This is a genomic window from Streptomyces sp. NPDC006296 (assembly GCF_040613235.1).
In the GTDB taxonomy this organism is placed as follows: Bacteria; Actinomycetota; Actinomycetes; order Streptomycetales; family Streptomycetaceae; genus Streptomyces.
The window spans coordinates 1-25,054 of record NZ_JBEXRT010000066.1; the positions used below are offsets into that span (position 1 = coordinate 1).

General features: G+C 72.3%; 23 protein-coding genes and 2 tRNA genes. 15 read left to right on the forward strand and 10 right to left on the reverse strand.

The annotated features are described in order from the left end of the window. Window positions 1-108 precede the first annotated feature (108 nt). Window positions 109-654, reverse strand: coding sequence for an NUDIX hydrolase (locus tag ABZ172_RS28920; protein WP_356888122.1), 546 nt, complete (start codon window positions 652-654; stop codon window positions 109-111). Next, complete coding sequence (locus tag ABZ172_RS28925) at window positions 651-2,135, reverse strand: zinc-dependent metalloprotease (protein ID WP_356888124.1); 1,485 nt, start codon at window positions 2,133-2,135, stop codon at window positions 651-653. The genes ABZ172_RS28920 and ABZ172_RS28925 overlap by 4 nt, the downstream gene beginning before the upstream one ends. A gap of 191 nt (window positions 2,136-2,326) precedes the next feature. Here ABZ172_RS28925 and ABZ172_RS28930 point away from each other — a divergent pair, with 191 nt between their 5' ends. The 4 genes from ABZ172_RS28930 (at window position 2,327) to ABZ172_RS28945 (ending at window position 5,815) form a co-directional block, all read left to right on the forward strand. Continuing rightward, entirely contained in the window at window positions 2,327-3,469 is a 1,143-nt protein-coding gene (locus ABZ172_RS28930) for an SDR family oxidoreductase (protein ID WP_356888126.1), read from the forward strand. Between the two features lie 284 nt (window positions 3,470-3,753). Then, window positions 3,754-4,215, forward strand: a complete 462-nt coding sequence (locus tag ABZ172_RS28935) for a molybdenum cofactor biosynthesis protein MoaE (protein ID WP_356888128.1) — start codon at window positions 3,754-3,756, stop codon at window positions 4,213-4,215. 127 nt (window positions 4,216-4,342) lie between these two features. Beyond that, complete coding sequence (locus ABZ172_RS28940) at window positions 4,343-4,513, forward strand: hypothetical protein (RefSeq protein ID WP_356888130.1); 171 nt, start codon at window positions 4,343-4,345, stop codon at window positions 4,511-4,513. Between the two features lie 192 nt (window positions 4,514-4,705). Then, the gene (locus ABZ172_RS28945; protein WP_356888132.1) at window positions 4,706-5,815 is read left to right on the forward strand and encodes a PDZ domain-containing protein; all 1,110 of its coding nucleotides are present in this window, start codon (window positions 4,706-4,708) and stop codon (window positions 5,813-5,815) included. A 39-nt stretch (window positions 5,816-5,854) separates the two neighbouring features. On the opposite strand, the gene ABZ172_RS28950 is transcribed toward ABZ172_RS28945, so the two are convergent. Then, window positions 5,855-6,424 (reverse strand): PPA1309 family protein, encoded by a 570-nt coding sequence (locus tag ABZ172_RS28950; protein ID WP_356888134.1) that lies wholly within the window; start codon window positions 6,422-6,424, stop codon window positions 5,855-5,857. Between the two features lie 127 nt (window positions 6,425-6,551). Between ABZ172_RS28950 and ABZ172_RS28955 the strand changes: the two genes are divergently transcribed. From ABZ172_RS28955 to ABZ172_RS28970, 4 genes are all read left to right on the forward strand, one after another. Further along, window positions 6,552-9,485 carry a UPF0182 family protein gene (locus ABZ172_RS28955; RefSeq protein ID WP_356888159.1) on the forward strand — a complete coding sequence of 978 codons (2,934 nt, stop codon included), beginning with the start codon at window positions 6,552-6,554 and terminating at the stop codon, window positions 9,483-9,485. Between the two features lie 42 nt (window positions 9,486-9,527). After that, window positions 9,528-9,601 (forward strand) — tRNA-Met (locus tag ABZ172_RS28960). A gap of 211 nt (window positions 9,602-9,812) precedes the next feature. Continuing rightward, window positions 9,813-11,903, forward strand: coding sequence for a tetratricopeptide repeat protein (locus ABZ172_RS28965; protein ID WP_356888136.1), 2,091 nt, complete (start codon window positions 9,813-9,815; stop codon window positions 11,901-11,903). A 173-nt stretch (window positions 11,904-12,076) separates the two neighbouring features. Beyond that, a tRNA-Met gene (locus tag ABZ172_RS28970) sits at window positions 12,077-12,150 on the forward strand. Between the two features lie 116 nt (window positions 12,151-12,266). Here the strand turns inward: ABZ172_RS28970 and ABZ172_RS28975 are convergent. Beyond that, window positions 12,267-12,686, reverse strand: coding sequence for a Fur family transcriptional regulator (locus tag ABZ172_RS28975; RefSeq protein WP_014154175.1), 420 nt, complete (start codon window positions 12,684-12,686; stop codon window positions 12,267-12,269). Window positions 12,687-12,844: 158 nt separating this feature from the next. On the opposite strand from ABZ172_RS28975, the gene ABZ172_RS28980 reads away from it, so the two are divergent. Beyond that, window positions 12,845-14,317 (forward strand): catalase, encoded by a 1,473-nt coding sequence (locus ABZ172_RS28980; protein WP_356888138.1) that lies wholly within the window; start codon window positions 12,845-12,847, stop codon window positions 14,315-14,317. A gap of 115 nt (window positions 14,318-14,432) precedes the next feature. Here ABZ172_RS28980 and ABZ172_RS28985 read toward each other — a convergent pair whose 3' ends face one another. Continuing rightward, window positions 14,433-14,837 carry a CBS domain-containing protein gene (locus ABZ172_RS28985; RefSeq protein WP_356888140.1) on the reverse strand — a complete coding sequence of 135 codons (405 nt, stop codon included), beginning with the start codon at window positions 14,835-14,837 and terminating at the stop codon, window positions 14,433-14,435. A 364-nt stretch (window positions 14,838-15,201) separates the two neighbouring features. Between ABZ172_RS28985 and ABZ172_RS28990 the strand changes: the two genes are divergently transcribed. Then, window positions 15,202-15,633, forward strand: coding sequence for a hypothetical protein (locus tag ABZ172_RS28990; RefSeq protein ID WP_356888142.1), 432 nt, complete (start codon window positions 15,202-15,204; stop codon window positions 15,631-15,633). Window positions 15,634-15,944: 311 nt separating this feature from the next. Here ABZ172_RS28990 and hisN read toward each other — a convergent pair whose 3' ends face one another. From hisN to ABZ172_RS29015, 5 genes are all read right to left on the reverse strand, one after another. After that, complete coding sequence (hisN, locus tag ABZ172_RS28995) at window positions 15,945-16,745, reverse strand: histidinol-phosphatase (protein ID WP_356888144.1); 801 nt, start codon at window positions 16,743-16,745, stop codon at window positions 15,945-15,947. 82 nt (window positions 16,746-16,827) lie between these two features. Then, window positions 16,828-17,151: a multidrug efflux SMR transporter gene (locus ABZ172_RS29000; RefSeq protein WP_356888146.1), complete on the reverse strand. Its 324-nt coding sequence runs from the start codon at window positions 17,149-17,151 to the stop codon at window positions 16,828-16,830. A gap of 124 nt (window positions 17,152-17,275) precedes the next feature. Continuing rightward, window positions 17,276-18,292, reverse strand: a complete 1,017-nt coding sequence (gene rsgA / locus ABZ172_RS29005) for a ribosome small subunit-dependent GTPase A (protein WP_356888148.1) — start codon at window positions 18,290-18,292, stop codon at window positions 17,276-17,278. Window positions 18,293-18,297: 5 nt separating this feature from the next. Beyond that, window positions 18,298-19,680, reverse strand: coding sequence for a 3-phosphoshikimate 1-carboxyvinyltransferase (gene aroA / locus ABZ172_RS29010; protein WP_356888150.1), 1,383 nt, complete (start codon window positions 19,678-19,680; stop codon window positions 18,298-18,300). Window positions 19,681-19,827: 147 nt separating this feature from the next. After that, window positions 19,828-20,541, reverse strand: a complete 714-nt coding sequence (locus tag ABZ172_RS29015) for a M50 family metallopeptidase (RefSeq protein WP_356888152.1) — start codon at window positions 20,539-20,541, stop codon at window positions 19,828-19,830. Between the two features lie 74 nt (window positions 20,542-20,615). On the opposite strand from ABZ172_RS29015, the gene ABZ172_RS29020 reads away from it, so the two are divergent. The 5 genes from ABZ172_RS29020 to ABZ172_RS29040 form a co-directional block, all read left to right on the forward strand. Beyond that, window positions 20,616-21,431: an SOS response-associated peptidase gene (locus ABZ172_RS29020; RefSeq protein ID WP_356888154.1), complete on the forward strand. Its 816-nt coding sequence runs from the start codon at window positions 20,616-20,618 to the stop codon at window positions 21,429-21,431. 18 nt (window positions 21,432-21,449) lie between these two features. Further along, a complete protein-coding gene (locus ABZ172_RS29025; RefSeq protein ID WP_356888155.1) occupies window positions 21,450-22,118 on the forward strand; it encodes an alpha/beta family hydrolase in 669 nt (222 codons plus the stop codon). A 304-nt stretch (window positions 22,119-22,422) separates the two neighbouring features. Then, a complete protein-coding gene (locus ABZ172_RS29030; protein WP_187281824.1) occupies window positions 22,423-23,079 on the forward strand; it encodes a sigma-70 family RNA polymerase sigma factor in 657 nt (218 codons plus the stop codon). After that, window positions 23,076-23,396: a mycothiol system anti-sigma-R factor gene (gene rsrA, locus ABZ172_RS29035; protein WP_356888156.1), complete on the forward strand. Its 321-nt coding sequence runs from the start codon at window positions 23,076-23,078 to the stop codon at window positions 23,394-23,396. Before ABZ172_RS29030 ends, rsrA begins: the two co-directional genes overlap by 4 nt. A gap of 168 nt (window positions 23,397-23,564) precedes the next feature. Continuing rightward, window positions 23,565-25,054 (forward strand): HD-GYP domain-containing protein (locus tag ABZ172_RS29040; RefSeq protein WP_356888157.1); only part of this gene is annotated, 1,490 nt, incomplete at its 3' end.

Below are 25,054 nucleotides of genomic sequence, written 5' to 3' on the forward strand. Positions count from 1 at the left end.
AAAAACGACTTATCTGGGTTGGTGTCTGTATTTAAGAGGGATGCTATCCCGAGCGCGGCGGGGGGCCCCCCCCGCCCCCCCCCCCCGTCCGTGCCGCCCCGTCCGCGTCTAAGCGCCGAGCGCCAGTCGCACCCGGGTGCTCTCCAGCAGCCGCACGACCGAGGCGTCCGCCACCCCCGCCACCTCGTCGTACGGGAACCAGCGCAGGTCGAGCGACTCCTCGCTGATCTGCTCCACCGCACCGGCCGTCGCCGTCGCGGCGTACTGCACGTCGAGGTGCCGGTGGCACGGCGCCGGGATCGGATGCCGGTCCAGCCGCACCGGTCCGCCGGGCAGCAGCGCGAGCCCCGCGATCCCCGACTCCTCCGTGGCCTCGCGCAGCGCCGCCGCCGCCAGGGTGGTGTCCCCGGGTTCGCAGTGCCCGCCCATCTGCAGCCACATCCGCAGCTTCCTGTGCAGGGTCAGCAGGACCCTGCCGCGCTCCGGGTCGATCACCAGCGCGCTGGCCGTCAGATGTCCGGCCCCGCACGCCTTCCACATGCCGTCGCGGTGTGCGGCCAGATGCTCCAGGTAGTCCCGGCGCAGCCCCTCCTGCTGGGGGCCGCCCCCGTCGTGGGCGGTGAGGACCGAGACCGCGTCGTCGTACAGGCTCACCGGCCGCTGTCGTCCTTGCCGTCGCCCTCGGGTCCGTCGGCCCCGGGCCTGTCGTCCGGGGAGCCGTCCGTGCCCGTGGCGTCGCCGCGGTCCTGCTCCCCGGCGCCGGGCTTCTGCGGACCCCTGGCCGCTTCGCCGAGCATCTTGTCCAGCTCGGAGAAGTCCGGCTGCTCGTGGTGGACGAAACCGTCCGGGTCGTCCAGGTCCTGGGCCGTCGGCAGCATGTCCGGGTGCTCCCACAGGCCGTCACGCCCGTCGACGCCCCGGGCGTCCGTGAGCGAGGCCCACAGCCGCGAGGCGTCCCGCAGCCGGCGGGGCCGCAGCTGGAGGCCGATCAGCGTGGCGAAGGTCTGCTCGGCGGGACCGCCGGACGCCCGACGCCGACGCATCGTCTCGCGCAGCGCGTCCGCCGAGGTCAGCCGGGACTTCGCGGCCTCGTGCACCACCGCGTCGACCCACCCCTCGACGAGGGCGAGAGCCGTCTCCAGACGGGCCAGCGAAGCCTTCTGCTCCGGGGTGTCCTCCGGCTGGAACATGCCCTGCTGGAGCGCGTCCTGCAGCGTCTCGGGCTGCGACGGGTCGAACTGGCCGACGACGTCCTCCAGCTTGCCGGTGTCGACCTTGATACCGCGTGCGTAGGCCTCCACCGCGCCGAAGAGATGCGAACGCAGCCACGGGACGTGGGCGAAGAGCCGCTGGTGGGCGGCCTCGCGGAGCGCCAGATACAGCCGCACCTCGTCCTGCGGGACGCTCAGGTCCGTGCCGAACCGCTCGACGTTCAGCGGGAGCAGTGCGGCCTTGCCGGCCGGTGCCAGCGGAAGGCCGATGTCGGTCGAACCGACGACCTCGCCGGCGAGCACTCCCACGGCCTGCCCGATCTGCTGGCCGAACATGGCACCGCCCATGGAGCGCATCATGCCGATCAGCGGGCCCGCCATGGCCTGCATCTCCTCCGGCAGGACGTCGCCCATGGCCAGGCCGACGCGCTCGGCGACCGGGTCCACCAGCTGCTGCCAGGCCGGCAGGGACGCCTCCACCCACTCCGCGCGGCTCCACGCCACGGTCGTGACCGAACCCGAGGGCATCGAGGTCACGCCGTCCAGCCAGAGGTCGGCGAGACGCAGCGCCTCGTCGACGGAGGACCGCTCGGCGGGGCCGACGCTCGCGTCCTTGCTGCCGTCCGTGGTGCCCTGCGACACCGTCTGCCGGGCGATCTGCTTGGCCATGTCCCAGTTGACCGGGCCGCCCTCGTAGCTCAGCATCTGGCCGAGCTGCTGGAAGGCCGCACCCAGGTCGTTCGGGTTCATCGAGCCGAACATCGCCGCGAACGGGTTGTCGCCGCCCGCGCCGGGCCCGAAGCCGAACGGGTTCGCCGGCCCGCCCGAGCCCTGCCCACCACCGGTGGGGTCCTTCTTCTTGCCCTCGTCGCCGTCGTCCGGCTCCTCCGGCGGAAGGCCGAATCCGAATGGGGTGTCACTCACGGGTTTCCTCGGCTCGTAGGGCCGCCGGCTCGAACCGACGGCGACTGCCCGACATCACCATCCAGCGTAGACACCGAAGCCCGCTCGGGGGCTCAGTGCTCCGCCGGCTCCCGGCCTGCGGCAGGATGGACGCCACCTGGTACGCACGCGTCATTCGGGTACGTACTGAAGACAACCGCTGGAGACGCCCGGTGAGTTCCCCAGATCCACAGGTTCGCGCAGCGCGAAACCTGGCCGCCCCCTCGCCCGAGAGCAAGCCCACGAAAAATTCCTCCCGAAGCCGCGGCCCCGTCGTCGCGGTCACCGGTGCCGCGACCGGCGTCGGTGAGCTGCTCACCGCCCACCTCGCCGCATCCGACGAGATCAAGCAGGTCATCGCCATCGACGAGCGCCGCGGCGACGTCTCCGAGGCGACCTGGCACATCCTGGACGTCCGGGACCCCGCGATCGCCGAGAAGCTGCGCGGTGCGGACGTCGTCGTGCACATGGCGCTCGACCTCGACCTGGAGACCGATCCCGCCGCCCGCACCGCGTACAACGTGCGCGGCACCCAGACGGTCCTGACGGCGGCCGCCGCCGTGGGCGTCCACCGGGTCGTGCTGTGCACCTCGGCGATGGTCTACGGCGCCCTGGCCGACAACGACCTCCCCCTCTCCGAGGACGCGGAGCTGCGGGCCACGGCCGAGGCCACCGGCGTCGGGGACCTGCTGGAGATCGAGCGGCTCGGACGCCGCGCCCCGCGCGCCCACCCCGGCCTCAACGTGACGGTCGTGCGTCCCACGGTCCTGGTCGGCGGCACGGACACGGCGCTCACCCGTTACTTCGAGTCACCCCGGCTCCTCGTCGTCGCCGGTTCACGCCCCGCCTGGCAGTTCTGCCACGTCGACGACCTGGTGAGCGCCCTGGAGTACGCGGCCCTGGAGAAGATCGAGGGAGAGTTCGCGGTCGGGTGCGACGGCTGGCTCGAACAGGAGGAGGTCGAGGAGCTGTCCGGTGTCCGCCGGATGGAGCTGCCCTCCGCCGTCGCCCTCGGCGCCGCGGCCCGGCTGCACCGCATCGGCCTCACCCCGTCACCGGCGGGCGACCTCGCCTACACCATGCACCCCTGGGTGGTCAGCGTCAGCCGGCTGCACGACGCGGGATGGCGCCCCCGCTGGACCAACGAGGAGGTCCTGACCGCGCTCCTGGAGGAGGTGGAGGGACGCCACACCGTCGCCGGCCGGCGGCTCGGCCGCAAGGACGCCACCGCGGCCGGAGCCGCGGGCGCCACCGTCGCCCTGCTCGGAACGGCCGCGCTGGTCCGGCGCGCCCGCAAGGCGCGCCGCCGCTTCTAGGGCGCGTGGCGGGAGTCCCGCCGTCCGACGACGCCCGGCGGGCACCCCCGCCGCGTCGCCGGCGCCACCCCCACGCATCCGGTGCCGGGCGGTGCTCCGCCGCGCCGTCGCACGCACCGGACGCCACCGGGCCCGCCCTCCGGACGGACGGCGCTCCCCTCCGCCACCGGGCCCCGGCCGGAGGCCCGCCCGGTGCCCCCTGGTAGGAGGCTCCAAGGGGGCGGGCACGGCGCCGGTCGAAACGGCAATTCCGGGATGTCGGTGCCGTGCGGCACCATGGCTCCATGGCACGCACCCACGACCACCCCGGCGAGCAGGCCGCCCCGGACCCCGTCCGGCTCCTGGACATCCGCGACACGCCGCTGTCCGTCGACGAGATCTTCCGCGCGGTCGGCGACGACGCCGCGGGGGGCACGGCGCTCTTCGTCGGCACGGTGCGCAACCACGACGGCGGCCAGGACGTCGGCTCCCTCGGCTACTCCTGCCACCCCTCGGCCCTCGACGAGCTCCGACGGGTGGCCGAGAAGGTGGTGGCGGACTTCCCGGTGCGGGCGCTGGCCGCCGTCCACCGGGTGGGTGAACTGGCTGTCGGCGATCTGGCGGTGGTCGTCGCGGTGTCCTGCGCCCATCGGGGTGAGGCGTTCGAGGCCTGCCGCAGGCTCATCGACGACCTCAAGCACCAGGTCCCGATCTGGAAGCACCAGCATTTCTCGGACGGCACCGAGGAATGGGTCGGCGCCTGCTGAGCGCAAACCGCTCCGGGCGGCATCAGCCCCGATTTGCGTAACCCCACCCCTGCCGTGAGCGTTGTCCCTGCAGGTCGTTAATCTTCTGATCGTCAGTTGCGGTCGCTCATGGGGTAGGGAGGTCGTGATGGCAGCACTCGTCTGGCTGGTGATTCCGCTCATAGCTGCTCTTGGCGCAGCGATATGGGGAGGGTGGGCAGCCCGCAACCGAACGACCGGCGACGTCACCGAGCTCGCCGGCTACGCCAGGTTCCGTGACGCGATGGAGAAGTCGCACTCCGGTTCCGAGGCCGTCTGACACTCCGCGACCGTACGCGGTCGCCCGTGCGGCACCACCGCACCGCACCTGTTCGCCGACGCACCCGCCTCCCGCCGCGCACGCGGCGCGACGGGCGGCGTCCGGGCCCCTCGCCGTACGTCCCGCGGCCGGCCGCCCCGGACGGACCGGCCCCGACGGTGCACTGACAGGCTGTTCCCGTACTGTCGTTCCATGCCACGCCGCACCGCGACGATGCTCGCCTCCACCCTCATCCTGATCGCGCTGCTCTGCGCAGGCGTGCTGATCCGCGTGCCGTACTCGGAGATGTCCCCCGGGCCGACCGTGAACACGCTCGGCGACGCCCGCGGCGAACCGGTCCTGCACATCAGCGGGCGCAAGACGTACCCCACGTCCGGGAACCTCAACATGACGACCGTCCGCGTCACCGGCGCGGACTACGACATGAACATCGTCGAGGCCGTCTACGGCTGGCTGGCCCACGACAGCGTGGTCGTGCCGCACGACACCCTCTACCCGGACGGCAAGACCGAGGAGCAGTCGACACAGGAGAACGCCGAGGAGTTCAGCCAGTCCCAGGAGAGCGCCAAGGTGGCCGCCCTGGAGGAGCTGAAGATCCCGGTCACCTCGCGGGTCGTGGTCTCCACCGTCGTCAAGGACAGCGCGGCCGAGGGCGTGCTGCACGCCGGCGACCTGATCAAGGCGGTCGACGGCACGGCGGTCGTGCGGCCGGAGGACGTCGCGAAGCTCGTCACGAAGCACCAGCCCGGCGAGGACGTCGTGTTCACGATCATCCCCGCCAAGACCGCTGCCGCCGCCGAGAAGGCGGGCAAGGAGCCCCAGGGCTCCCGCGACGTCACGCTCACCACGCGGAAGGCGCCGGCGGACCCCGCCGACCCCTCGGCGGGAGGCCGGGCGATCGTGGGGATCCAGGCCGGGACGGACCACACGTTCCCGTTCGAGATCGACATCAAGCTCGCCGACGTCGGCGGTCCGAGCGCCGGGCTGATGTTCTCGCTGGGCATCATCGACAAGCTGACACCCGGAAAGCTGACCGGCGGCAGGTTCATCGCCGGCACCGGGACCATCGACGACGAGGGCAAGGTCGGCCCCATCGGCGGGATCAACATGAAGCTGGTCGGCGCGCGCGACGCGGGCGCCCGGTACTTCCTGACCCCGGACGACAACTGCTCCGCCGCCGCGTCCGACACCCCGAGCGGCCTCACCCTGGTGCGGGTGAAGACCCTCGCCGACGCCACGGAGTCGCTGGAGAAGATCCGCACCGGGGACACGGCCGGCCTGCCGAGCTGCTCGACGGGCTGAGGCCGCGCCCCCGCCGAAGCGGCGCGGGACCGGCCGGGGTCAGGACTCGAAGGTCGCCGCGAGCGCCTCGGCCAGCCCCGGGACGAGGCCCGCACCGGTCAGGACCTCGTTGGGGGAGTCCTTCTCCCGCAGCCGTACGGCGGAGTCGCGCGCCCCGTCCCGCAGCACCGCCACGGTCATCCGCACCTCCTGGCGGTCCGGATGCCGGCCGACCCACTCGGTCAGCCGGGCGTCGCTCAGCCCCTCCGGGACGGAGGCCTCGGCGGAGGGCGGCAGCATCATCCGCTCCACGGTCATGGCACAGCCGACCACGGCGTCGGGCCAGGCGATCGTGGCGAGGAACTCGTCCAGAGCGGTGCCCGCGGGGAGCTCCTCCTGCTCGACGGGGGTCAGTGCGGCGGTCGGGGAAGCGGCGTCGTCGAGGCCGAGCTGGGCGGCCAGACCCGGCTCGTGGGCCCGCAGCCGGGCGGTGTCGACCAGGGCGAACAGCCTGGCCGGCTGGTCCCAGCCGAGACCTGCGGCATAGGCGTCGATTTCGAGGACGGCGACGGTCAGTGGGCTCGCGGCCATCGGAGGGCCTGAGGGGGAAACGTTGGGCATGCGCAACATCCTGCCTCCTTGGACCCCCGGAACGGGAACTAGGTAAAGCCTCAGTAAGTTGCATAGGTGGGCTCTACGATCGCTGGGCCTGCTTCACACGACCGCGAACTTCGAGGTGCGCACGTTGGCTTTCCAGATGCCGGACCGCGGCGGAGGCCCGACCGGGCCACGGATCAGAGTCGGCCGCCCGTCCCGGCGCGTCCGGACCCTGCTCATGACACTGGGCGTCCTGGCGGTTCTCGCCATGGCCTTCGTCATGTTCGCAGGATTCTGGACGGACTGGCTCTGGTACAGGTCGGTCGCGTTCTCCTCCGTCTTCACCACCACCCTGTGGACCAAGATCGGACTGTTCCTCGTCTTCGGACTGCTGATGGCCGTGGCCATCGGTGTGAACATCTGGCTCGCGCACCGGCTCCGGCCGCCGCTGAGCGCGATGTCTCTGGAACAGCAGAGCCTGGACCGCTACCGGATGAGCGTCGCTCCCTACAAGAGATGGGTGCTGCTCGCGGTCACCGCGCTCGTCGGGCTGATCGCCGGCGCCTCCGCGTCGGGCCAGTGGCGCACCTGGCTGATGTACGTCAACGGTGTGCCGTTCGGGCAGAAGGACCCCCAGTTCAAGCTGGACGTCTCCTTCTACGCCTTCGACCTGCCGTGGTACCGCTTCCTGCTCGGGTTCGGCTTCGCCGCCGTGGTGCTGTCGCTGGTCGCGGCGGCGCTGACCCACTACCTCTACGGCGGGCTCCGGATCACGAGCCCCGGCGCGCGGGCCACCGGCGCGGCGACCGGCCACCTCTCCGTGCTGCTCGGCGTCTTCGTCGCGCTGAAGGCCGTGGCGTACTGGCTCGACCGGTACGGCCTGGCGGTGAAGTCCAGTGACTTCAAGGCCACGGACAACTGGACGGGCCTGCGGTACGTCGACGCCAACGCCTACCTTCCGGCGAAGACGATCCTGTTCTGCATCGCGGTGATCTGCGCGGTGCTGTTCTTCGCGACCCTCTGGCGGCGCACCTGGCAGCTCCCCGTGATCGGCTTCGGCCTCATGGTGCTGTCGGCCATCCTGATCGGCGGCCTGTACCCGGCGATCGTGCAGAAGTTCCAGGTCCAGCCCAATGAGCAGGCCAAGGAAGCGCCGTTCATCCAGAAGAACATCGACGCGACGCGGGACGCCTACGACATCGACAAGGCGAAGGTCGACGACTACGAGGGCACCAGCACCACGGACGACGGCACCAAGCTGCGGGCGAACGCGGACTCCGCCGCCAGCTACCGCGTGATGGACCCGAACGTCGTCTCGCCCGCGTTCCAGCAGATCCAGCAGAAGAGGAACTACTACCAGTTCCCCAAGACGCTGGACGTCGACCGCTACAAGGGCCCGGACGGCAAGGAGCAGGACACCGTCATCGGCCTGCGCGAGCTGAACCTCCAGGGTCTCCCCAAGCGGAACTGGATCAACGACCACTTCACGTACACCCACGGCTACGGCGCGATCGCGGCCCGGGGCACCACGACGGGCACCAACCCGACGGGCTCCCCGGACTTCACCGAGTCCGGCCTGCCCACCACCGGTGACCTCGGCTCGTACGAGCAGCGGATCTACTACGGCGAGAAGACCGAGCAGTACTCCATCGTCGGCGGGCCCCAGAAGGAGCTCGACTACGAGGAGGACGGCGAGAAGACCACCAGTTACCAGGGCGACAGCGGCGTCAGCCTCTCCAACGCCTTCAACCGGGCGGCCTACGCCGTGTCCTTCAGCGAGCCGCAGATCCTGTACTCCGGAGCCATCGGCGACGGTTCGCGGATCCTCTACAACCGCACGCCCAAGGAACGCGTCGAGGCGGTGGCGCCCTGGCTCACCATCGACGGCGACGCCTACCCGGCGGTCGTGGGCAACAGGATCCAGTGGGTGGTCGACGCCTACACCACGACCAACGGCTACCCGTACGCCTCGCGTACGACGCTCGGTGACACCACGGCCGACTCGCTGACCACCAACCAGCGCGCGGTCGTCGCCCAGCAGAACCAGGTCAACTACATCCGCAACTCGGTGAAGGCCACCGTCGACGCGTACGACGGCAAGGTGAAGCTCTACGAATGGGACACCGAGGACCCGGTGCTCAAGACGTGGCGCAAGGCCTTCCCGGGGACCGTGAAGTCCCGCGGGGACATCCCGCAGGACCTCATGGACCACCTGCGCTACCCGCAGGACCTGTTCAAGGTCCAGCGGGAGCTGCTGACCCGGTACCACGTGGAGAACCCGGCGCAGTTCTACAGCGGCAGTGACGCCTGGCAGGTGCCTGACGACCCCACCAACAAGGAACCCGGGTCCGTCCCGCCGTACTACCTGAGCATGAAGATGCCCGGGCAGGACAGCCAGAAGTTCTCCCTGACCACGACCCTCACCCCGAAGGGCCGTCCCAACCTCGGGGCGTTCATGGCGGTGGACGCGGACGCGACCAGCAAGGACTACGGCACGATCAGACTGCTGAGGGTCACGAGCACGGTCAAGGGACCCGGCCAGGTGCAGAGTGAGCTCAACGGCAACGACGACGTCGCCGAGTTCGTGAGGAACCTCAAGGGCACGGACTCGGACATCGAGTACGGCAATCTGCTGACCGTGCCGCTCGACGGGGGCTTCCTCTACATCGAGCCGGTCTACACACGCGGTGGCACGCAGAACTACCCGCTGCTGCGCAAGGTGGCCGCCTCGTACGGGTCGAAGATCGTGTTCGAGAACAGCCTCGGGGAGGCGCTCAACGCCGTCTTCGGGGTCGATGGCTCCGACACGACCACACCGCCGACGGAGCCGGACCAGCCACCGGGTGACACCACGGAGCCGCCGGCCACCGGGGACGCGGCGCTGAAGAAGGCCATCGCCGACGCCCAGAAGGCGTACACGGCCGGTGAGACGGCGCTCAAGGAGCAGGACTGGGTGGCCTACGGCAAGGCCCAGGCTGACCTCCAGAAGGCGCTGGAGCGTGCCGCGGCCGCTCAGCCCAAGGCGGGCGGGGCCTCGGGCGCCGAGGGTGCCGGAGACGCCGAGAAGCCGTCCGGCGGTGACCAGGGCAGCTGACGAAGCTCCACCCCGCGTCGTGGTACGGTGAGGACACAACGACGCGGGGTGGAGCAGCTCGGTAGCTCGCTGGGCTCATAACCCAGAGGTCGCAGGTTCAAATCCTGTCCCCGCTACTGAAAGGTGAAGGCCCGGATCCTTTGGGATCCGGGCCTTTGTCATGCCGTGAGGCAATTCTCAAGTTGTCGGAGTGAAGTGCGGTTCGCGGGGCACGAGTTGGTGCCGACCGTGTTTCACTTGTCTCTCTGTGGGCATGTCGACAAAACGCTGAAGTGACCTTACTGGCCGCGGTATTCCAGGTGTACGCGGGTTGCGGGTGGTGCGACGATGGTATTTATGGGGGACAGGGCAACTCTGTTGAAGACAGGGCGGTTTGTGCAGCGAAGCGGCCGGATGACGGAAACCGTGGCAGATGCGGCATTCGCCGCCGCCCCGGCCGGGGCCGCCGACACCGCGGACGGCGTGCACGAGTCCGCCGCCGTCGCCGTGGTGACCAGCGGCACGGCCGGCCTCGCCGTGCGCGCCGGGAGCCTGCCCGGGACGCCCGGCGCGGACGCGGCGCCCGCCGCGGACGGCACCGGCCCGGCGGACGACACCGATACCGACACCACGGACAGCGCCGACGAGACCGAGGCGCGCCACCGGCGGGCCGCGGAGGCGGGCGACACCGCCTCCATGAGCGTGCTGGGCGCCCTCCTGCTGCGCCGCGGCGACCTGGACGGGGCGGAGGCCTACCTCCGGGCCGCCACCGCGGACGGCGACCGGGCCGCGGCCAACAACCTCGGGGTGCTCCTGCACCAGCGGGGATACCCGGACGAGGCGGCCGGCTGGTGGCGGATCGCCGCCGTCGCCGGGTCCGCCGCGGCCGCGCACGCCCTGGGGCGCCACTTCCGGGAGCGCGGCGACGAGCCCGGCGCCGAGTACTGGCTGCGCCAGTCCGCCGAGCAAGGACACGCCCTGGGCGCGTACGCGCTCGCCGACCTGCTGGAGCACCGCGGTGACGCCGGTGCGGAGGGCTGGCTGCGCGCCGCCGCCGAGCAGGGGCACCGGGAGGCCGCGTACCGCCTGGCCCGGACGATCGAGCGCAACGCCGTCGGCGACGCGCACGACGCCTTCGTCCTGGGCCGGATCGCGGGCGACAGCCGCCGGTCGCCGGACGGCGAGGCTCAGGTCAAGCGGGACAGCCCGGTCGCGGGCCCCGACTCCGGCCGGGTCGGCGAGGCCGAGCAGTGGTACCGCCAGGCCGCCGCACGCGGCCACCGCCGGGCCGCCCTCTACCTCGGTGCCATCCTCGAACAGCGCGGCGAGCTCAAGGAGGCGGGCCGCTGGTACCTCACCGCAGCCAAGGACGGCGAGCCCCGGGCGGCCTGCGCCCTCGGCTTCCTGCTGCGCGACGCGGGCGACGAGGAGAGTGCGGCCGTGTGGTGGCTGCGCGCCGCCCAGGACGGCGACGGCAACGCCGCCAACGCCCTGGGCGCGCTGCACGCGGCCCGGGGCGAGCAGCAGACCGCCGAGCGCTGGTACCGCGCCGCCATGGACGCCGGCGACGTCAACGGCGCCTACAACCTCGGGCTGCTCTGCGCCGCGCAGGACCGGATCCCGCAGGCCGAGCAGTGGTACCGCCGCGCCGCCTACGCCGGGCACCGCGAGGCGGCCAACGCGCTCGCCGTGCTGCTGCTCCAGGCCGGCGACGCGACCGGGGCGGAGCCCTGGTTCTCCAAGGCCGCCGAGGCGGGCAGCGTGGACGCCGCGTTCAACCTCGGCATCCTGCACGCGGGCCGGGACGAGGACGGCACGGCGCTCGGCTGGTACCAGCGGGCGGCGGCGGCCGGACACACCGATGCCGCGCTCCAGGTCGGCATGGCGCTGCTGCGGGACGGGAACGAGCAGGAGGCCGAGCGCCATCTGCGCTGCGCCGCCGGCGGGGGCAGCGCCGAGGCCGCCTTCCGGCTGGCCGGAGTCCTCGACCTGCGCCAGCCGCCGCCCGGGCCGCCCGCGCTGGGGGAGGCACTGCCGGACAGGACCGAGTGCGAGGAGTGGTACGAGAGGGCGGCCGAGCAGGGCCACCGCCGTGCCCAGGTCAGGGCCGGGATGCTGGCTGCGGCCCGCGGCGACCTGGAGAGCGCCGCGCGCTGGTACCGCGAGGCCGCCGAGTCGGGCAGCCGCAACGGCGCCTTCAACCTCGGCCTGCTGCTCGCCCGCGAGGGCAGCGAGCGGGAGGCCGCCCTGTGGTGGAGCCGCGCCGCGCACGACGGTCACGGCCGTGCGGCCCTGCGCCTCGCCCTGCTCGCCGCCCGCCGCGGCGAGCTCACCGAGGGGCAGCGCTGGTGCGCCCGGGCGGTCGAGCTGGGTCCGGCGGAGGTGACCGAGCGCGCGGCACGCCTGCTGGAGGCACTGCACCAGGAGCTCACGGCCTGACGGGGGCCGACGCCCGCGGCGCCGGCGCGCGACCGCGGGCCGGCCGGTCCTCCGCGGGGCGGAGCGGGGGAGCGGTGTCGCGGTGCGCCGCATCCGTCCCGACGGCGGGCGGATGTCCGGGCAATGAATTTGCTCCGGCCGGTGGGGGTGCCGTAGTGTTGCACTCACAACGACGCGGGGTGGAGCAGCTCGGTAGCTCGCTGGGCTCATAACCCAGAGGTCGCAGGTTCAAATCCTGTCCCCGCTACTGAAGACAGAGGCCCGGATCCTTTCGAGGATCCGGGCCTCTGTCGTGTGCCCGTGCAAAGGCGGCCGCCCGCGCGGCCGGTGCGCGCTGCGCGACCCCGGCGGGCTCCGCCGGTCTCAGGCCGTCGCGGCGCAGTTCGGGCAGATGCCCCGGTAGGTCACCTCGACGTCCGAGACGGTGAAGCCGAAGCGCTCGTCGTCCGGCAGGTCCGCCATCGGGTTGCCGGACGGGTGCACGTCCCGGATCGCCCCGCAGCGCCCGCACACCAGATGGTGGTGGGGCCGGTGGGCGTTCGGGTCGTACCGCTTGGCCCGGCGGTCGGTGGAGACCTCGATGACCTCACCGAGGGACACCATCTCGCCCAGCGTGTTGTACACGGTGGCACGGGAGATCTCGGGCAGTCGTTCCACGGCCCTCGCGTGGACCTCGTCCGCCGTCAGGTGCACGTGGTCCCCCTCAAGGACCTCGGCCACCACGCGACGCTGTGCCGTCATGCGCCAGCCGCGCCCACGGAGTCGTTCCAGGAGGTCACTCATGGGGCCCAGCCTAACAGTGGGAGCGCCGAGTTCCGAGTAGGTGTGACTTTAGATGTCTGCTTGACTTGGACTAAGTCCATTGTAGGATCGGTTACGTACTGGTCGAGGACAGGCTGCGGCCGGGAACTGACCGCGCGGGGAGCGACGCCGCGCGGGAGATGACGCAGGAGGCGCGCGTGACCCAGGGACCGCTCACCACGGAGGCAGGCGCCCCGGTGGCCGACAACCAGAACAGCGAGACGGCCGGCCCGGGAGGGCCGGTCCTCGTCCAGGACCAGGCGCTCCTGGAGAAGCTCGCCCACTTCAACCGCGAGCGGATCCCGGAGCGCGTCGTCCACGCCCGCGGGGCCGGCGCGTACGGCACCTTCACGCTGACCCGGGACGTGTCGCGGTGGACCCGCGCGAAGTTCCTCTCGGAGGTCGGCAAGCGGACCGAGACCTTCCTGCGCTTCTCCACCGTCGCGGGCAACCTCGGTTCGGCCGACGCGGCCAGGGACCCGCGCGGCTGGGCGCTGAAGTTCTACACCGAGGAGGGCAACTACGACCTCGTCGGCAACAACACCCCGGTGTTCTTCATCAAGGACGCCATCAAGTTCCCCGACTTCATCCACACCCAGAAGCGCGACCCGTACACCGGTTCGCAGGAGCCGGACAACGTCTGGGACTTCTGGGGTCTGTCCCCCGAGTCCACGCACCAGGTGACCTGGCTCTTCGGCGACCGGGGCATCCCCGCCTCGTACCGCCACATGAACGGCTACGGCTCGCACACCTTCCAGTGGAACAACGAGGCCGGCGAGGTCTTCTGGGTCAAGTACCACTTCAAGACCGACCAGGGCATCAAGAACCTCACCACCGAGGAGGCCGTCCGCCTCTCGGGCGTCGACCCGGACAGCCATCAGCGCGACCTGCGCCAGGCGATCGAGCGGGGTGACTTCCCCAGCTGGACGGTGCAGGTGCAGATCATGCCGGCGGCCGAGGCGGCGGGGTACCGCTTCAACCCGTTCGACCTCACGAAGGTGTGGCCGCACGAGGACTACCCGCCGATCGAGATCGGCACGCTGGAGCTCAACCGCAATCCGGAGAACGTCTTCGCGGAGGTCGAGCAGTCGGTCTTCAGTCCGGCGCACTTCGTCCCCGGCATCGGTCCGTCCCCGGACAAGATGCTCCAGGGCCGTCTCTTCGCGTACGGCGACGCCCATCGCTACCGCGTCGGCGTCAACGCCGACCACCTGCCGGTGAACCGCCCGCACGCCACCGAGGCGCGCACCCACGGCCGGGACGGCCTGCTGTACGACGGCCGGCACCGGGGTGCCAAGAACTACGAGCCGAACAGCTTCGGCGGACCGGTCCAGACGGACCGGCCGCTCTGGGAGCCCGTCCCCGTCACCGGCGGTACCGGCGGTCACGAGGCGCCGCGGCACGCCGAGGACGACGACTTCGTGCAGGCCGGCAACCTCTACCGGCTGATGTCGGAGGACGAGAGGACCCGGCTGGTCGACAACCTCGCCGGATTCGTCTCCCAGGTCTCGCGCGACGACATCGCCGAGCGGGCGGTCGGCAACTTCCGCCGGGCCGACGGAGACTTCGGCAAGCGGCTGGAGGCCGCGGTCCAGGCCCTGCGCGGCCGGTAGCCCTTGCCGTGGGCGGTGGGCCGGATCTCCCGGACGTCCGGGGGATCCGGCCCACACGCGTCCGGGGGTCCGGCCCACCGGTCCCCAGGCCGGGGGAGCGGTGGGCCGGGTGCCCTCAGAGGGGCACGCCCGCCGCCGCCCGTCTTCCGGCCGGCACCCAGCACCGGATGATGTCGCGCACCGACACGATGCCGACCGGGCCGTCGTCGTCCAGCACGATCAGATGCCGGAAGCCGCCGTGCGTCATGGCCTCCGCCGCCGCCTCCAGGGTCCAGACGGGAGAGGCGAAGACCACGTCGGTGGTGGTGTGGGTGGACGCGGTCTCGGTGTCGGGATCCAGCCCGGCCCCCAGTGCGTCGAGGACGTCGCGCTCGGTGAGGATGCCGAGGCCGCAGGTGTCCGGGTCGTGGACGACGGCCGCGCCGATGCGCCGGGCCGACATCAGCCGGGCCGCCTGGCGCAGGGTGTGGGCCGGGCCGATGGTGAGGACCAGGGTGCTCATGGCGTCGCGGACAAGCATGGGGAGAACCACCTCCGAGGGAGAGCGAGCCCGTGAAGCGGCCTTCGTGCACCGATTCACAAGTTCACAAATGAGGGAGCTCTCAGGGTGGCACCCGCGTGAGGGGCGGACAAGGGGCCGTCCGTGTGGGTCTTCCGCCCTGGCGGCACCCGGTCACGGGGGAACTCCCGGCCGCTCTCCGGAGGGGTGTTCGACGCGCCGCCGGATCGGAACCCGGTCGCATTTCTCCATTCCCCCGCAGGGGTGAAAAACAAATGCCTTGACCCGCCCATGGGCCGCTCATAGGGTCGATTCGTCAGTGAGGACCGGCGCCGGAATCCGAGCCGGAAGTGCTGCATTTCTTCGGGGGAAACGAATGAACAGAGTGGCGAAAGCAAGCATGCTGACCGGTGGGGCCCTGCTTTTCTCGGTGCTCGGGGTGGGGCCCGCGAGCGCCGCCACCGCCTACGGGACCTGCGCCACCTCCCCGCTCAGTTCGAGCGGATCCGTGAACATCGCCAACTGGCCCTACAACGGGCCGGTCACCGGGATCACGCTCAAGCTCTACGACGAGAAGCCCGACGGGCACCACGTCCGCATCAGGCTGGCCGAGCAGTGGACGACCGGGAAGCGGATCTACTACACGTGGCGCAAGAACACGGACGGGTACGGCACGTACAAGTCCTGGACCACGTACATGAATCCGACCGGCGCGAACAACAAGATCAGCAATATCGTGCTCCAGGTCGCGACCTATGAGGGCGACACTCAGCTGCAGTACTGCGAGAAGCGGCTGGAGAACCCCGCGGGAGCGTGACCTCGCGGATTTCCAGCGGACCCGCCCGCGCCGTCCGGCACAGGCGTCCGTGAGCCGGCCGCGCGGCCGGGCCGGGATTTCCCCGGGCCTTTCCGGCCGATCGGAACGCGGGACGGAAAAACGGAAAAGACGCAGAGCCATCGGGCCGCGGGGCGGGAACGTCGATGCGCCGCCGCGTCCCGTACGTCGCTTCCCGGACGGCCGGACGTCTGACGCGGTGGAGCGGGGCCGGCCCTCGGCCGCGCCCCGCTCCACCGCGCGCCGCACGGGGCGGTCGCACCCGGAGGTCCGCCCCGGTGCGGGCGGGCCGGTCAGTAGCGCTGGTTGAGGTAGCCCAGCAGTTCGTCGTGCAGCAGGCCGTTGGAGGCCGCCGCGTTGCCGCCGCCGGGGCCGGAGACCCCGTCCAGGTCGGTGAAGCGCCCGCCGGCCTCCTGGACGACGATCGCGGTCGCCGCCATGTCCCACAGGGAGAGCTCCGGCTCGGCACAGATGTCCACCGAGCCCTCGGCGACCATCATGTACGGCCAGAAGTCCCCGTACCCGCGGGTGCGCCAGCAGGCACGCGTCAGATCCATGAAGCCGTCCAGCCTGCCCTGCTCCTCCCACCCGGTCAGCGAGGAGTACGCGAACGAGGAATCCGCGATCTGCTCGACCTTCGACACCTGAAGCCGCGTCGCGGACGTCAGGCTGCGGCCGGAGAAGGCGCCGGCGCCCTTGGCCGCCCACCAGCGGCGGTTCAGCGCGGGGGCGGACACCACGCCGACCACCGGCTGGAAGCCGTCCTCGCCCGCCTCCATCAAGGAGATCAGCGTCGCCCACACCGGGACACCGCGTACGTAGTTCTTGGTGCCGTCGATCGGGTCGATGACCCAGCGCCGCGGACCGGTGCCCTCGACCCCGTACTCCTCGCCCAGGATCGCGTCGCGCGGCCGCGCCCGGTGCAGGTGCCCCCGGATCAGCTCCTCCGCGTGTTTGTCGGCCTCGCTCACCGGCGTCATGTCCGGCTTGGTCTCGACCTTCAGGTCCAGAGCCTTGAACCGGTCCATCGTCGCCGCGTCGGCGGCGTCCGCCAGGACGTGGGCCAGGCGCAGATCATCGTGGTAGTCGGGCATGCCGTCACAGTATCCACCGCCACCCGGGTGGGCTACACGGCCCCGCGCGGGGTGTCCCTCCCCGGCCGGACGTGCGGCCGGCTCACTGTGCCGAGCCGGACAGCTGCAGGCCGATCACGCCGACGATCACCAGCGAGATCGACGCCAGCTTGAGCGTGGAGACCACGTCGTCGAGGAAGACCATCCCGTAGATCGCCGTGCCCGCCGCTCCGATGCCCGTCCACACCGCGTAGGCCGGACCGACGTCCAGCTTCTTGAGGGCCAGCGTCAGCAGGCCGAAGCTCCCCAGGGCGAACGCGCAGAAGGCGACCGTCGGCCAGAGGCGGGTGAATCCGTGCGAGAGCTTCAGACACACGGCGAAGCCGGTCTCCAGCAGTCCAGCGACCACGACCAGCAACCACGCCATCGTCCGGTGCCTCCCACCTAGGTGATGCCTGACCCGCTCGGGCGATTATGCCCTGACCGGCCGTGGAAGTTCGCAAACGTGCGCGAGTCGGGGCAGTCCGTCCGCCGCCGTGCCGTGCCCCGCCTCAGTCGCCCTCGCGCCGCTCCCGGGTGGCCAGGAGCCTGCGCAGCGAGTCGAGCCGTGCCGGATCCGCGTGCCCCCCGGCGACCCACGCGTCCAGCGCGCACTCCGGTTCCTGACCGTCGTGGGTGCAGCCGCGCGGGCACTCCTCGGTGCCGGGCCGGAGGTCGGGGAAGGCGTTGATGACCCGTGAGGGATCGACGTGGTGCAGCCCGAACGACCGCACGCCCGGGGTGTCCACGACCCAGCCGCGGCCGTCCGGCAGCGGCAGGGCGAGCGCCGAGGTGGTGGTGTGCCGGCCGCGTCCCGTGACGGCGTTGACCACCCCGGTCGTCCGCCGCCGGTCCTTCGGCACCAGGGCGTTGACCAGCGTCGTCTTGCCGACCCCGGAGTGCCCGACGAAGGCGGTGACCCGGTCGTTCAGCAGGGCGCGCACCCGGTCGGCGGCGTCGCCGTTCTCCAGCTCCTCGCGGCTGGTCACGACGTAGGGGACGCCGAGCGGGGTGTACGCCTCCAGGAGCGCGTCCGCCGGGGCCAGGTCCGACTTGGTCAGCACCAGGAGCGGGCTGAGCCCGCCGTCGTACGCCGCCACCAGACAGCGGTCGATCATGCGTGGACGGGGCTCGGGATCGGCGAGCGCGGTGACGATGGCCAGCTGGTCGGCGTTGGCGACGACCACCCGCTCGAAGGGGTCGTCGTCGTCCGCGGTGCGGCGGAGCACCGACGAGCGGGCACCGATCCGCACGATGCGGGCCAGGGTGTCCTTGTCGCCCGAGAGGTCGCCGACGAGCGAGACCCGGTCACCCACCACGGCGGCCTTGCGGCCCAGCTCGCGGGCCTTCATGGCCGTCACCGTACGGTCGTCGACGAGGCAGGTCAGCCTGCCCCGGTCGACCGTGAGGACCATGCCGTCCTCGGCGTCCTCGTGCTTGGGACGGGTGTGGGTGCGAGGGCGGTTGCCCTTGGGGTTGGGGCGGACGCGGATGTCGTCCTCGTCGGGGTTCTTCCCGTAACGCCGCATCGCCCTCAGACCCCGCGGCTTCCCGCGGCGGAGGCACCGAGTGCTCCGGGCGAGACGCCGACGGCGCCGGAGGGCTCCCCGAGCATGCCGGTCCACATGGCCGGGAAGTCCGGCAGGGTCTTGGCCGTCGTGCCGACGTTCTCGATCTCCACCCCGGCCACGGCGAGGCCGATCACGGCTCCGGCGGTGGCCATCCGGTGGTCGTCGTACGTGTGGAAGGTGCCGCCGTGCAGCGGACGGGGCGTGATCCGCAGGCCGTCGGCGGTCTCCGTGACCTCACCGCCGAGACCGTTGATCTCCTTGGTGAGCGCCGCGAGGCGGTCGGTCTCGTGCAGCCGCAGGTGGGCGATGCCGCGCAGGGTGGACGGGGAGTCCGCGAGGGCGGCGAGCGCGGCGATGCCCGGCGTCAGCTCGCCCACCTCGCTCAGGTCGACGTCGATGCCGTGGACCGAGCCGGTGCCCGTGAAGGTGAGACCGCGCTCGGTGAGCTCGCACGCGCCCCCCATCGCGGTGAAGATCTCGCGCAGCGCGTCACCCGGCTGAGTGGTCCGCAGCGGCCAGTCGGGGACCGTGACCCGGCCGCCGGTCACCAGGGCGGCGGCCAGGAACGGCTGGGCGTTGGAGAGGTCGGGCTCGACGGTCAGGTCGCGGCCCAGCAGCGCGGAGGGGGAGACCCGCCAGACGTCCGGCTCACCGCCCGTCTCCGGCTCGTCGACCTGGGCGCCGACCGAGCGCAGCATGTCCACGGTCATCCGGATGTGCGGCATGGAGGGCAGGGCCGAGCCGGTGTGCCGCACCTCCACACCCTGGTTGAACCGCGGCGCCGAGAGCAGCAGCGCGGAGACGAACTGGGAGGACGAGGAGGCGTCGACGGACACCGGTCCGCCGTCCAGGGCGCCGGCGCCGTGCACGGTCAGCGGCAGCGCACCGCGGCCGTCGTCGTCGATCCGGGCCCCCAGCGCCTTCAGCGCGTCGATCACACCGTGCAGCGGCCGCTCGTAGGACCGCGGGTCCCCGTCGAAGTGGACGGGGCCGTCCGCGAGACAGGCCACGGGCGGTAGGAAGCGCATGACGGTCCCGGCATTGCCCACGTCCACCCGGGCCGGACCGTGCAGCCCGGCGGGGATGACCCGCCACGCCTCGCCCGAACCGTCCGGGCCCACGCCCTCCTCGATGCCGACACCCATGGCGCGGAGCGCCTGGGCCATCAGCAGGGTGTCGCGGGAGCGCAGCGGGCGGCGCAGCCAGCCCGGCTCCGAGGACAGCGAGGCGAGCACGAGGGCGCGATTGGTGACCGACTTCGATCCGGGCACGGTGACGGTGGCATCGACGGCCCCGGTCGCGCGGGGGGCGGGCCAGAGGGCGGGGTGCACGGAACTTTCGGTCATGCCCCTTACTTTAGTGGCTCTCCGCAAACCCGGATCCTCAACAAAAGGGCCGAAACCGGGGCGTCACACAAGGGTGGTAAGGGGCGCGCGCCGACCCGGCCCCGGCACCCGCCGCCCACTCCGCGCGGTTCCCTCCGCACGCGGCCCTCACAGCCCGAGGAGCCACCGCCCGCCGCCGATCAGGGAGCTGAGGGACACGGCGTGGAAGAGGAAGAGCCAGAGGGCGGCCGGTGCGTGCGTCAGCCGGGCCAGCTGGTCGGCGTCGGAGTCGGGCGCACCCCCGTACCGGCGCTTGGACTGGAGCTCGAACGCCGGGCGCACGCCGCCCAGCAGCAGGAACCAGACCACCGTGTACGCGAAGGCGGACTGGACGTCGGCCGAGGTCAGCCAGGACACCAGCAGGAACGTCGTCCCCGTGAGGATGACCGTCAGGGCGCCGTAGAGGTTGCGGATCATCACCAGCATCACCGCCAGCAGGGCGGTCGCCAGCCACAGGAGCAGCGTGATCCGGCCGTTGGTCAGCAGCCAGGCACCGCCCAGCCCGAGCAGCGGGGGCGCGGTGTAGCCGGCCGCCGCGGTCAGGATCATGCCGACACCGGTCGGCTTGCCCCGGCTGACGGTGAGCCCGCTGGTGTCCGAGTGCAGCCGGATACCGGAGAGCTGCCGTCCGGTGAGCAGGGCGACCAGGCCGTGCCCGCCCTCGTGGGCGATGGTGATCGCGTTGCGGGACAGCCGCCACAGAAGATTCGGCACCACGGCGACGAGCGCCGCCGTCGCCGTGACGACCACCAGCCACTGCTCGGGCGCGGGCTGGGTTCCGAAGACGCGATCCCAGAGATCGCCCAGGTCGGTGCTGTCCATGGTGCGGGCGGCTCCTTCAGGTGCGCGAGGGATCGGCGTCCACTCGACTGGCGGGTCGTGGCAGTCTGGCACTTATGTGCGGACGGTATGCAGCGAGCCGGCGGCCCGAGGACCTGGCCGGACTCTTCGGCGTGGAGAAGTGGGAACCCACGGAGACCCTGGAGCCCGACTGGAACGTCGCGCCGACCAAACAGGTCCACGTGGTGCTGGACCGTCCTGTGAAGGACGCGGACGACCGCCGTCCGGTTCGCCAGCTGCGCGTCCTGACCTGGGGGCTGGTGCCGTCCTGGGCGAAGTCGCCGGAGGGCGCTGCCCGCCTGATCAACGCCCGTGCGGAGACCGTGCACGAGAAGCCCTCCTTCCGCCGGCCCTTCGCGTCCCGGCGCTGCATCCTCCCCGCAGACGGCTACTACGAGTGGGTCACCGGGGCCGACGAGCGGCAGCTGGAGGAGAAGGGGAAGCGGAAACGCCCCCGCAAGCAGCCGTACTTCGTGACGCCCGCGGACGGCTCGGTCCTCGCCATGGCCGGCCTGTACGAGTTCTGGCGCGACCGGACGCTGCCCGACGACCATCCGCGGGCCTGGCGGGTGACCTGCTCGGTGATCACCACCGCGGCGGAGACGGCCCCGCTCGCGGTCGCTCCCGCCGAGGGGCCCGCCTCGCTCAGCGACATCCACCCCCGGATGCCGCTGATGCTCACCCCGGACCGCTGGGACGCCTGGCTCGACCCCGCGCGCACCGACGTCGACGCGCTGACCCCGCTGCTGGAGCCGCCGCCCGGCGGCCTGATGCGCGCCTACCCGGTGGCCACCGCGGTCAGCGACGTCCGCAACAACGGCCCCGAACTCCTGGAGGAACTGGCCGCGCCGGAGGCGGGCACGCTGTTCTGACCCGGCAGGATGGGGACCGTGAGCCGCACCGCAGGGACAGCGAAGAGGACCGAGACCGTCGGCACGGACGCCGGGGAGGCCAGGATCACCTGGCTCCCCGCCGAGGACGCCCGGCTGGTGCTCGCCGTCGGCCACGGCGCCGGCGGCGGCGTCGAGGCGCGCGACCTCCGGGCCCTGGCCGCCGAGCTCCCGGGCCACCGGGTGACCGTGGCCCTGGTCGAGCAGCCGTGGCGGGTGGCCGGCAAGAAGCTGGCGCCGGCACCGCGGACCCTGGACACCGGCTGGCGGGGACTGTGGCCGGCGCTCACGGCCCCGGGGCTGCCCGTCGTCGCCGGGGGCCGCAGCGCGGGGGCCCGGGTGGCCTGCCGCACGGCGTCGGAGCTCGGTGCCCGCGCCGTCCTGGCCCTGAGCTTCCCGCTGCATCCGCCGGGCCGGCCGGAGAGGTCGCGTGCGGACGAGCTGCTCGGCGCGGGCGTGCCCGCCCTCGTGGTGCAGGGCGGCCGCGACCCGTTCGGGCGCCCGGAGGAGTTCCCGCCCGGCGGGCACGCACTCGTCGAGGTGCCGTACGCGGACCACGGCTTCGCCGTCCCCAAGAAGGCGCCGCTGACCCAGGAACAGGCCATGGACCTCCTCACCGCCGCGGTCGTGCACTGGCTGGACGGGCTCGGCGGACGACCGGCGACGTAGCCCCGCCCACACTCCGCGCGCCCGCGCAAGACCCGGGAATGCGCCGCGCCGGGCGGCTGTTGTGGCTGGTGTCGGTACAAGGGCGACCGACGTCGTACGTGGAGAGGGAGTCCGTCGCATGGGTTCGACCATCTGCCCCAGCCGCTCGAAGGCCGCAGATCTGGAGTGGACGGTGCTGCGCGCGGCCAGGAGCACCCCGGCGCACGCCCCGGGCGGAGCCGATCGACAGCCCGTCCGGAAGCAAGGTCGACTATTCTCCGATGCGAGCGGGTCCGGTCTCGGTTCCGCCACATCGTTGGAGGAGGTGGGTCCGGTCACTGGGACCGACACAGGGACCGACGACGGCCGTGCGCAGGAGACGACTGCCGAGCGCAACGCCCGCTTCGAGCGGGACGCCCTCGGATACCTGGACCAGATGTACTCGGCCGCGCTGCGCATGACGCGCAACCCCGCGGACGCCGAGGACCTGGTGCAGGAGACGTACGCCAAGGCGTACGGGTCCTTCCACCAGTTCCGCGAGGGCACGAACCTCAAGGCCTGGATGTACCGCATCCTCACGAACACCTTCATCAACTCGTACCGCAAGAAGCAGCGTGAGCCCCAGCGGAGTGCCGCCGAGGAGATCGAGGACTGGCAGCTGGCGCGTGCGGAGTCGCACATGTCGACCGGTCTGCGCTCGGCGGAGTCGCAGGCACTCGACCACCTGCCGGACTCCGACGTGAAGTCCGCGCTGCAGTCGATCCCCGAGGAATTCCGCATCGCCGTGTATCTCGCCGACGTGGAGGGCTTTGCCTACAAGGAGATCGCGGACATCATGGGGACACCCATCGGTACGGTGATGTCCCGGCTGCACCGGGGACGCCGTCAGCTGCGCGGCATGCTGGAGGACTACGCGCGTGAGCGCGGGCTCGTCCCGGCCGGAGCCGGTGAGTCGGACGACACGAAAGGCTCGGCCTCATGAGCTGCGGAGAGCCGCACGAGACGGATTGCTCAGAGGTTCTCGATCATCTCTACGAGTTTCTCGACCATGAGATGCCCGAGGGCGACTGCACCAAGTTCGAGGTGCATTTCGAGGAGTGCTCCCCGTGCCTGGAGAAGTACGGCCTGGAGCAGGCCGTGAAGAAGCTGGTCAAGCGCTGCTGCGGACAGGACGACGTCCCGGCCGACCTGCGCTCGAAGGTGATGGGACGGATCGACCTGATCCGCTCGGGGCAGGCCGTGCCCGAGCAGGACGTCACCATGGGCGGCGCCGACCGTCCGGCCGCCACCGCCGAGTGACGACCCCCGGCGGCCCGCGCCGGGCGCCGGCGCCCCGGCCCCCGCGCTGAACGCCGGATCGCTCCGCATCACCCGAACGTGCTAATCGGGCCCGTTCGGGCCCCCTGCCCCTCCCGCGGCTCGCTAGCCTGGCGCCTCCATCGACCAGGCTGAGGGCGGGCGGTACAGGTGAGGGGCATACCGGGGGCGGCGCGCGCCCTCATCCTGTGCACGGCGCTCTGCGCCGCGGTCTGCGCCCTGCCCGCGCTGTCCCCCGGGGCCGCCACCCCCTGGGGCACGCTCGGTCTGCTGGCGGTCCTCTACCTCGTCTGCGAGCTCCCCGGCCGCTGCCGCCTCGCCGGCGGCTCCGTGCCGGTCGGCGCGGGATCGTTCTTCCCCCTGCTGCTCGCCGCGGCCTTTCTGCTCCCGCCGTCCGCGGCGGTCCTCGTCGCGGTGCCCGGATCGCTGGTGGGGCGCGTGGAGCGCGCGCCCGCCGCGGCCCGGCGGGTCTGGCGGGCCGCGCAGCTCGCGCTGACCGCGGGGGCGGCCTCGTGGACCTACGGCTTCCTGGGCGGTCCCGCCACACTCGGCGCGAGCGCCGGGGACACCCCGCCGGACCTGCCCCTCGCCCTCCTCCCGGCCTGCGCCGCGGCCCTGGTGTTCAGCCTCGTGCTCGCCGCGCTCGACGGCGGGATCCTCATGACGGCCGAGCGGGTGGCCCCCGGGCGCGCCTGGCGCGGGCTGCCGGCGCGCTCCGTCGGACCGCACCTGGTGCACGCCCTCGCCGGGCTGATGATGGCCGTCCTCTGGCGCAGCTCCTACGGGCCGCTGTCCGCGCTGGTCGTCCTGCTGCCGATGTACATCTCCTGCTGGGTCTTCGCCCAGTACCACCGCCGTCACGCCGCCCACCGCAACACCATCAGGGCGCTGGTCCAGGCGGTCGACATCAAGGACGGGTACACCCGGGGGCACAGCGAGCGGGTGGGCCGCGCCTCCGAGCTCATCGCCCGTGAACTCGGCATGGAGGAGGAGCGCATGGAGGCCCTCCGCTTCGCCGGCATCCTGCACGACGTCGGCAAGCTGGGCGTCCCCACACGCGTCCTGCGCAAGGACGGACCGCTCACCCCGGAGGAGCGCCGCGTCATCGAGCTGCACCCGGAGTACGGCCACGAGATCGTCCGGGGCATCGGCTTCCTGGACGAGGCGCGCGCCGCGATCCTGCACCACCACGAGCGCCTGGACGGCAGCGGCTACCCGTACGGCCTCGCCGGTGACCGCATCCCCGAGTTCGCCCGGGTCGTCGCCGTGGCGGACGCCTTCGACGCGATGACGTCGACCCGTTCCTACCGGCCCGGGCGGCCCGTCCCCGCGGCCGTCGAGGAGCTGCGGCGCTGCGCCGGCAGCCAGTTCGACCCCCGCATGGTGCGGGCGCTGGCGTGCGCCCTGGACCGGCACGGCTGGTCCGCGGCGGCCAACACGGTCACCTCGGACGAGGAGCCGGCCGGCCTGCCGCGGCAGCGGGCGGACGCCCGCCCGCCCGCCGCCGGACCCACGGGGCGGCCGGGGCGGCCGGGGCGGCCGGACCGGCGCGGGGGGGGGGGGGGGCGCCCGCCCCCCCCCCCCCCCCCCGGCCCGCCGCGCCGCGCGCGCCCCGCGGGGGCGCCGCGGGCGCGGGCGCG